Below are 320 nucleotides of genomic sequence, written 5' to 3' on the forward strand. Positions count from 1 at the left end.
ATTGCGCGTCTAGCGCTCCCCGAGGATTCGCTGAAGCTTTCGCAGATCATCACGAACACCACGATGACGATCAACGAGCTTGAGACTGTTCCAGATGCCTCGATATACTCGTTTGCAGACGTGCCTGAACTCGTTATGCGTACCCCTACCATGCGCGACGTTCTTGAGTTTGCGGATGCTCCTGAGATGAAGGATGAAGAACAACGCTCCGAATTCTCGTTCTTGGCTCAACTCGCTACGCATATCCAACACGTAGCCGGTTATCTGACTCTCAAGCAGAGGATTGATATCGTCGGTGAGTGCACACCTGATCAGGTAGC

1 protein-coding gene is annotated in these 320 nt (G+C 51.9%); it reads left to right on the forward strand.

All coding sequences use genetic code 11. From position 1 onward, the window contains the following. A partial coding sequence (locus tag AC1RPX_RS07875) for a hypothetical protein (RefSeq protein WP_481763342.1) occupies nucleotides 1–320 on the forward strand: 320 nt, incomplete at both ends.

This window comes from Dellaglioa sp. CoH-56-MRSF-14 (genome assembly GCF_056782115.1).